General features: G+C 56.4%; 5 protein-coding genes and 1 tRNA gene. 3 read left to right on the plus strand and 3 right to left on the minus strand.

Translation table 11 applies throughout. From position 1 onward, the window contains the following. The 3 genes from JWR17_RS25345 to JWR17_RS25355 form a co-directional block, all read left to right on the plus strand. Positions 1 to 1821: TonB-dependent receptor (locus JWR17_RS25345; RefSeq protein ID WP_299835982.1), on the plus strand; the 1821-nt coding region annotated here is incomplete at its 5' end. A gap of 293 nt (positions 1822 to 2114) precedes the next feature. Further along, a complete protein-coding gene (locus tag JWR17_RS25350; protein WP_299835984.1) occupies positions 2115 to 3086 on the plus strand; it encodes an ABC transporter substrate-binding protein in 972 nt (323 codons plus the stop codon). Positions 3087 to 3121: 35 nt separating this feature from the next. Beyond that, on the plus strand, positions 3122 to 4486 hold the full coding sequence (locus JWR17_RS25355; RefSeq protein WP_299835986.1) for an LLM class flavin-dependent oxidoreductase: 1365 nt from the start codon (positions 3122 to 3124) through the stop codon (positions 4484 to 4486). A 316-nt stretch (positions 4487 to 4802) separates the two neighbouring features. On the opposite strand, the gene JWR17_RS25360 is transcribed toward JWR17_RS25355, so the two are convergent. The 3 genes from JWR17_RS25360 to JWR17_RS25370 form a co-directional block, all read right to left on the minus strand. Then, positions 4803 to 5840 (minus strand): NADP(H)-dependent aldo-keto reductase, encoded by a 1038-nt coding sequence (locus tag JWR17_RS25360; protein ID WP_299835988.1) that lies wholly within the window; start codon positions 5838 to 5840, stop codon positions 4803 to 4805. An 89-nt stretch (positions 5841 to 5929) separates the two neighbouring features. Beyond that, positions 5930 to 7294: an LLM class flavin-dependent oxidoreductase gene (locus tag JWR17_RS25365; RefSeq protein ID WP_299835990.1), complete on the minus strand. Its 1365-nt coding sequence runs from the start codon at positions 7292 to 7294 to the stop codon at positions 5930 to 5932. Positions 7295 to 7526: 232 nt separating this feature from the next. Further along, positions 7527 to 7602, minus strand: a tRNA-Gly gene (locus JWR17_RS25370). Between the last annotated feature and the right edge of the window lie 48 nt (positions 7603 to 7650).

Raw genomic sequence — 7650 nt, forward strand, 5'->3', positions numbered from 1 at the left:
TTCCTCAACCTGGCGCTGGACACTAAAGAGCAAGAACCTTTCGACCGCAGCGGCAGCGCCACCGGCCAGTTGTACGGCACACCGGGACATCCCGACCCGCGCGATCAAACCGCGAACCGCAACGGCTGGAACCCCAGTTACGGGCTCGGCCGAGAGAAGGTCACCAACGGCAGCTATAACCTCGAAGTGCCGCTGGATAACGGCGCGAAGTTCTATTCGTTCTCCACCTTCAGCTACATGGAAACCACTAAAGTCACCGGCAACTATCGACCCAACGACATTAACTCCCTGGCGGGCGACCCCAACAGCCCATATCCCGACGGCATCCACGCGCAACGCCAGAACCGTACTAATGACTTCCAATTGGCGGCCGGTTTTAAAGGTGATATTGGCGGCTGGAACTACGACGCCAGTACCACGTGGGGTGAGGACGATTCAGTGCTCAACGCCGCCAATACCATCAACCCGTCATTGGGGCCTACCAGTCCGACCTCGTTCAATCTGGCCGAGCAGGTCTTCGATCAATGGACCAGCAACCTCGACTTCAACCGCAGCTTCGATATTGGCCTGAAGAACCCGTTGCAAGCGTCATTTGGTTTCGAAGAGCGCTTCGAGCGCTATGAAATCGACCCCGGCGACTACGACAGCTACACCCCCGGCAATTATGTTCTGCCCAGCGGACCTTTTGCCGGGACCACACCCTTGCCAGGACTGGCATCCTATAACGGCACCAGTGTCGCCGATGCCGGAAGCATCAGCCGCAACAACGTCGCCAGTTACTTCGACTTGGGCACCGACCTCACCGACAAGCTGTACGTCGGTGTCGCCGGGCGTTATGAGCATTACACCCAAGACATTGGCAGCACCTGGAGCGGTAAATTTTCTACCCGCTACGAGATTGCCCCTGGCTTTGCCTTTCGCGGCACAGTGAACAACGGCTTTCGCGCACCGTCGTTAGCGCAGACAATTTATTCGTCTTCGACCTTCACGTCTGGTGGGGTGGTTAACGGCCAGCAGGTGTCGGTGCCGGTCAAGGTGCTGCCAGTGGACACACCTGAAGCCGAAGCGTTGGGCGCGAAAAAACTCAAGCCCGAGAAGTCGCTGAACTACAGCTTCGGTTTTACTTACGAGCCTGTGGATAACTACCGGTTGACCACTGACTTCTATCAAATCGCCATTCGCGACCGCATCGTTTCCACCAGCTTGTTGGGTGGCCCGGCTATTTCACAGATCCTCGCGGCCAACGGCCTGTCACCTTCACTGTATGCGCAGTACTACGCCAACGCCGTGGACACCCGTACCCGCGGCGTCGACATCGTCAATGAATACCGCCAGCAACTCGGCGCCTACGGCCAAGTACGCTGGAGCGCGGCCTATAACTGGAACCAGACGAAGATCGAACGGATGGAGGAAAACCCTGAGCAACTCTCTAGCCTCGGGTCGCAATACCAGCTTTTCGACAGACGTTTGCAGAAGGATCTGACAGTCGCCACCCCACAGTCGAAACTGATTTTAGCGTCGGACTGGAAGATCACCGACTACAACGTGAACCTGGCCGTGACCCGCTTTGGCAGCTACATCGAAGGCGACAACGATCCAGCCAACGACCGAAAATTCTCGGCTAAATGGATCACCGACCTGGATGTTGCCTACAGCCTGACCAAACACCTGACCATGGCCTTGGGCGCGAACAACCTGTTCAATGTCTACCCGGATAAAAAAGGCATACAAGATTGGGCCGGAGCTAACAAATACGGGCAGTTCTCGCCGTTTGGGTTTGGCGGGTCGTATTACTACACACGGCTGGCTTACAACTTTTGATGGGTTGGGTCGAGCACAGCTACCTGTAGGGGCCAACCTGTTGGCGAGGCGATTCGTCGCGGACACCCGTCAAGCGCCTCGCCAACAAGTCTCCTACAGGGATTGATATCCGGCCAGATGTTTATGCTTGTTTTTTATGTTAATCCAGCATAAGAATCAAAAATATACATACTTAGCTTATAACCAAACGATACTTCACATCCTTTTCTTATAGGAATAACGTCAATACCAGACCGACCCCTTTCCAGGCGGAGGCAGCTGATTCGTACCTTTTCGCTTGGAGATACCTTTTTATGGCGCTGCATTCTTTCTCACGCCTGCTACTCGGCGCGTTGTTTGTTTTGTCTGTCGGTCAGCACACACAGGCGGCAGACCTTCAGCCGTTGCTGGTGGCCAATCAGAAGTCATCGATAAAGGTGCTTTTGGAGGTCTCGGGAGAGTTGAAGGATGTGCCCTACACAATAGAATTCTCCGAATTCCCCGCTGCCGCCCCATTGGGCGAAGCTCTGAACGCCGGGGCGGTGGATATCGGTGGGTTGGGCGATGCGCCGTATGTGTTTGCACTGGGTGCGGGTGCGCCGTTGAAGGTGGTTAGCATCACCCACGCCGAGGGCCGCTACACCACAGCGATTCTGGTGCCGAAAGACTCACCGCTTAAAGCCGTCAGCGATCTCAAGGGCAAACGCATCGTCACCGGTCGAGGCTCTATCGGGCACTTTTTGGCGATTAAGGCGTTGCGTGACGCGGGCCTGAAAACCAGCGACGTGACCTTCATTTACTTGCTGCCTAGCGAGTCACGCCTGCTGCTCGACAGCGGCGATGCCGACGCCTGGGCCACGTGGGACCCATACACCACGATTTCAATCACCCAGAACAATGCGCGGGTATTGGCCAGCGGCAGTAAATTGCTCACCAACCACCTGTACATGGCCGCGACCAGCAAAGCGATTGCCGACAAGCGCCCGCAGCTTGAAGATTTTGTCGCGCGCATCGAGCGTGCCTATCGCTGGACCAACACCCACCCCGACGAGTACGCCGCCGCTCAGGCCAAGGTCACCGGTCTGCCGCTGGAAGTACACCTCGCCGCTGCAAAAAACACCAAAATGACCCGCGTCGACATCGATGACAGCGTCATCAAGGGCCTGCAGTCCACTGCGGACATTTATCAAGAAGAAGGCATCCTGACCAAACACATCGACGTCTCCCAAGGCTTCGACAACAGCTTCAACGCCGCACGCGCCCAGCTCACTCAAGCAGCCCAGTAGCGACTACCCCCACTATCAGGCAGGAGAGAATTATCGTGAGCAACACTCGTCAACTGAAACTCGGCGTATTGGTGACTGGCGTCGGCCACGGCTGGGGTGAATGGCGCCATCCCAATGCGCAAACGGATGGCAGCATCAATTTCAAACTGTACAAACGGTTTGCCCAGATAGCGGAAGCGGCAAAATTCGATTTTGTGTTTATCGCCGACAGCCTGCACATCCATGAAAAATCCAGTCCTCATTACCTTAACCGTTTCGAGCCGCTGACGATTCTTTCAGCATTGGCGGCGGTTACCGATCACATCGGGCTGGTGGCAACCGTCACCGTCAGCTACACCGAACCCTTTCAAGTGGCCCGACAGTTTGCCTCGCTGGACCACATCAGCGGCGGCCGTGCCGGTTGGAACGTAGTGACGTCGTGGCTTAGCGGCACCGCTGACAACTTCGGCACGGCCGAACACCCGCCACATCCGGTGCGCTACCGCATCGCCAAAGAACACGTGAACGTGGTCAAGGGCCTGTGGGATTCGTGGGAAGACGACGCGTTCGCTGGCGACAAACAGACTGGCGAATTTTTCACTCCCGGCAAGCTGCATGCGCTGAACCATAAGGGCGAGTTTTTCTCGGTCAAAGGACCGCTGAATATCTCCCGCTCTAAACAAGGCCAGCCGGTGATCTTCCAGGCCGGATCTTCCGAAGACGGGCGTGCCTTTGCTGCCGAGAATTCCGATGCGATTTTCGTCGGTGCTGAATCTTTCGACGAAGCTAAGGCGTATTACCAAGACTTGAAAAAGCGCGCTAAAGCGTTCGGTCGCGACGCCGACAATCTGGCGATTCTGCCGGGTATCCGACCGATTGTTGGCCGCGACGAGGCTGAGGTCGAAGACCGTTATCAACAGGCGGTGAGGCTGGTCAGCATTGAAGACGCCATTGTTGCCCTGGGTCGTCCGTTCAACGATTACGACTTCACTGTGCATGACCTTGACGCCCCCTTCCCCGACCTGGGTGATCTGGGCATCAACAGCCATCGCGGCACGTCTGACCGGATCAAGCAGTTGGCCAGGGAGAATCACCTGAGCCTGCGGGACGTGGCGCTGTACTTCTCACGTCCGAATCGAGATTTCGTGGGCACGCCTGAGCAGGTCGCTGACGCCATCCAAAACTGGTTCGAAGGCGGCGCGTCTGACGGTTTCATCATCAATCCGATACTGCCCGATGGCTTGCAGTCGTTCACCGAACTGGTGGTGCCAGTACTGCAGCAGCGTGGGTTATTTCGTACTGACTACAGCGGTTCGACGTTACGTAACCATTTGGGACTTGAGGTGCCGGTCAATCGCTACGCGCCGGAGTCATCCAACGCACAAGCGACCAGTCACACGCAAACTGAGGTGCTGGCATGAGCAAGTCTCTGAATACACTTCTGGCAGGTTTGCACGCTGAACGAGTGGCCCGATTGGTTGGTACGCACCGAGGCCGGGCTGATTATTGCCGCGGTTAAAGCAGCGCTGGCCAACCATACGCTGCCGATAGCGATTTGAGTTAACACACTTCAGTCCGGAGTCACCGGCAGGAACCAACACCAGGTAAAATCCGATAAGCCACCTCGCCAACAAGTTGGCTCCTACAGGGCATTGAACTTTTGTAGGAGCCGATTTGTTGGCGAATAAGGCGCACCACAAGCAGTCAGACACACCGCATCGACCGCCTCACCAACGGCTAAGGTGCCGGGTTGGGTTGTTGGGTGTGGATGGCTTCGATGCCAGCCAGTACTTCTTCGGACAGGGTCAGCTCGGCGCTTGCCAGGTTGCTGGTAAGTTGCTCCAGGGTGGTCGCGCCAATAATGTTGCTGGTCACGAACGGTCGGCTGGTGACGTAGGCCAATGCCATTTGCGCCGGGTCTAGACCGTGTGTTTGGGCGAGTGCTACATAAGCCGCAGTCGCGATGTCGACCTGTGGATTGTTGTAGCGCTGAAAACGCTCAAACAGCGTTAGGCGTCCAGTGGCCGGACGCGCGCCATTCATGTATTTACCTGCCAGCACACCGAAAGCCAACGGTGAATAAGCCAACAAACCGATCTGCTCACGGATGGCGATTTCCGCCAGGCCAATTTCGAACGTACGGTTCAGCAAGTTGTACGGGTTCTGGATCGACACTGCCCGTGGCAGGTTGCCGGTCTCAGCCAAATGCAGGAAACGCTGGGTGCCCCACGGTGTTTCGTTGGACAAGCCGAAATGGCGAATCTTGCCCGCTTTCACCAGATCTTCCAGCACCGACAAGGTTTCTAGAATCTCGACCGGTTGATCGTCCGCATGGTGGGTGTAGCCCAGCACGCCAAAGAAGTTGGTTTTGCGGTCGGGCCAGTGCAACTGATACAGGTCCAGATAATCAGTGTTCAGGCGCTTGAGGCTGGCGTCCAGCGCGGCGACGATGTTGACCCGGTTCAACCGTGGGTTGCCGTCCCGGATGTGATCCATACGGCCCGGGCCGGCGACTTTGCTGGCCAGAACCCAGTCACTGCGGTCGCCGTACTTGTTGAAATATTGACCGATAATGCGCTCGGTCTCCGCGTACGTTTCACCGCCTGGCGGCACCGGGTACATCTCGGCCGTGTCGAGAAAGTTAACCCCGGCGTCCTTGGATTGACGGATTTGTGCGAAGGCTTCTTCTGCGGTGTTTTGCTCGCCCCAGGTCATGGTGCCCAATGCGATAGCGCTGACCTTGATGTCGGTCTTGCCCAGTGAACGAAACTCCATCGATGACTCCGTCTAATTCAGGTATAAAAAAGCGCCCTGAGGGGGCGCTCGAAATTCGGTAGCTATTTCAGCGGCAATTTCAAAGACTATCAAGCACCTTCCAAGGCCGATGACGCCAGTCTTTTTTCAGTTTCGCCGACCTTTTTGCTGTGCCTATTGCTCGGCACCGGCAGGCCCAAATGGCCACGCAACGTATCGTGAGTGTACTCGCTGCGAAATAGACCGCGCTCGCGCAAGATCGGCAACACTTTATCGACGAACAGCGCAAACTCACTGGGCGCGCTGATCCGCAGGTTGAAACCATCGACCGCGCCTTCAACGAACCAGCGTTCAATTTCATCGGCCACGGTCTGCGGCGAACCGACAAAGTTTGAATAACGGGTGGCAAAACGCAGAGCGGCCTGGCGCAGGGTCAGGCCTTGTTCGCGCGCAGTGTTTTTGATGTGGTCCGCATGGCCGCGATAGCCATTGCTACCGAGATCACCCAGTTCCGGGAAGGGCTCGTCCAGTGGGTATTGGCTAAAGTCGTGATAATTGAACGGGCGGCCGAGTTGCACCAGCGCCTTGCCCAGATCCAGTTCGCCGTGTAGATCGCGCTCGATCTGACGCGCCTGCTCATCCGTGTCGGCAATGATGGGTGTGATCCCTGGGAGAATCACTACGTGATCAGGATTGCGTCCGGCCGCAGCGGTGCGTTTTTTAACGTCGTGGTAATACGCCTGGGCGTCTTCGAAATTGTCCACGCCGGCAAAGATTCCTTCGGCGAAGTTGGCCGCCAGGTCGCGTCCGGATTCGGAGATACCGGCCTGGAAAATCACCGGCTGGCCCTGCTGCGAACGCGCAATGTTCAATGGCCCAGTGACCGAAAAAAATTCACCCTGATGGTCTAGCCGGTGCTGACGCTGAGTGTTGAGAAAGGTCCGACTGTGCTTGTCCCGCGGGAAGGCGTCGTCTTCATAGGTGTCCCACAAACCTTGCACCACTTGCAGATGCTCCCGGGCGCGGCGATAGCGATCGGTGTGATCGATATGTTCCTCGCGACCGAAGTTGCCCGCAGCGCCTTCCAGGCCGGTAGTCACTACGTTCCAGCCGGCACGGCCGTTGCTGATCAGGTCCAGTGAAGCGAACTGCCGTGCGACATTGAACGGTTCGGTGTAGGACGTGGTTAACGTCGCCACCAGGCCAATCTTCGACGTCGCACCCGCCACAGCCGACAACAACGTTAGCGGTTCCAGCCGGTTAAGGTAATGCGGCGCAGAGTCAGGCGTGATGTAGGGGCTGTCGACGATGAACACCAGATCGAACTTCGCCGCCTCTGCCTGTTGCGCTTGCTTGCGGTACCAGTCGATGTCCACGCTGGCATTGCCGGGAATCTCCGGGTGCAGCCAATCGTTCTGTGAGGTGCCAACCCCGGTAAGAATCGCGCCGAACTTGAGTTGCCGCTGCTCTGCCATGTTTTATTTCCCCAATGATTAACGGCTCTGTGGCCGACCGTGGAATGAACATAAGCGTTGAAAGCAGCCTTGTGAAATGCCTGTAAGCTCTAACCTAATATGAATTTATTTTATTTAACTTAAATTTATATATAGATATAAGACATATATTAGGCGAAGGGGCAGGCACGATTCTCATGGATAAAAAGGCAGACACAAAAACGCCGCTCATTGAGCGGCGTTTTTATACAAATGGAGCGGGAAACGAGACTCGAACTCGCGACCCCGACCTTGGCAAGGTCGTGCTCTACCAACTGAGCTATTCCCGCAAATGGCGTCCCCTAGGGGACTCGAACCCCTGTTACCGCCGTGAAAGG

The organism is Pseudomonas sp. (assembly GCF_028293835.1).
In the GTDB taxonomy this organism is placed as follows: Bacteria; Pseudomonadota; Gammaproteobacteria; order Pseudomonadales; family Pseudomonadaceae; genus Aquipseudomonas.

What these genes read in the sequence shown, in the direction of transcription:
- JWR17_RS25365 (WP_299835990.1), bottom strand. Translation starts at nt 7,294, where the DNA reads ATGGCAGAGCAGCGGCAACTCAAGTTCGGCGCGATTCTTACCGGGGTT.
- JWR17_RS25350 (WP_299835984.1), top strand. Translation starts at nt 2,115, where the DNA reads ATGGCGCTGCATTCTTTCTCACGCCTGCTACTCGGCGCGTTGTTTGTT.
- JWR17_RS25360 (WP_299835988.1), bottom strand. Translation starts at nt 5,840, where the DNA reads ATGGAGTTTCGTTCACTGGGCAAGACCGACATCAAGGTCAGCGCTATC.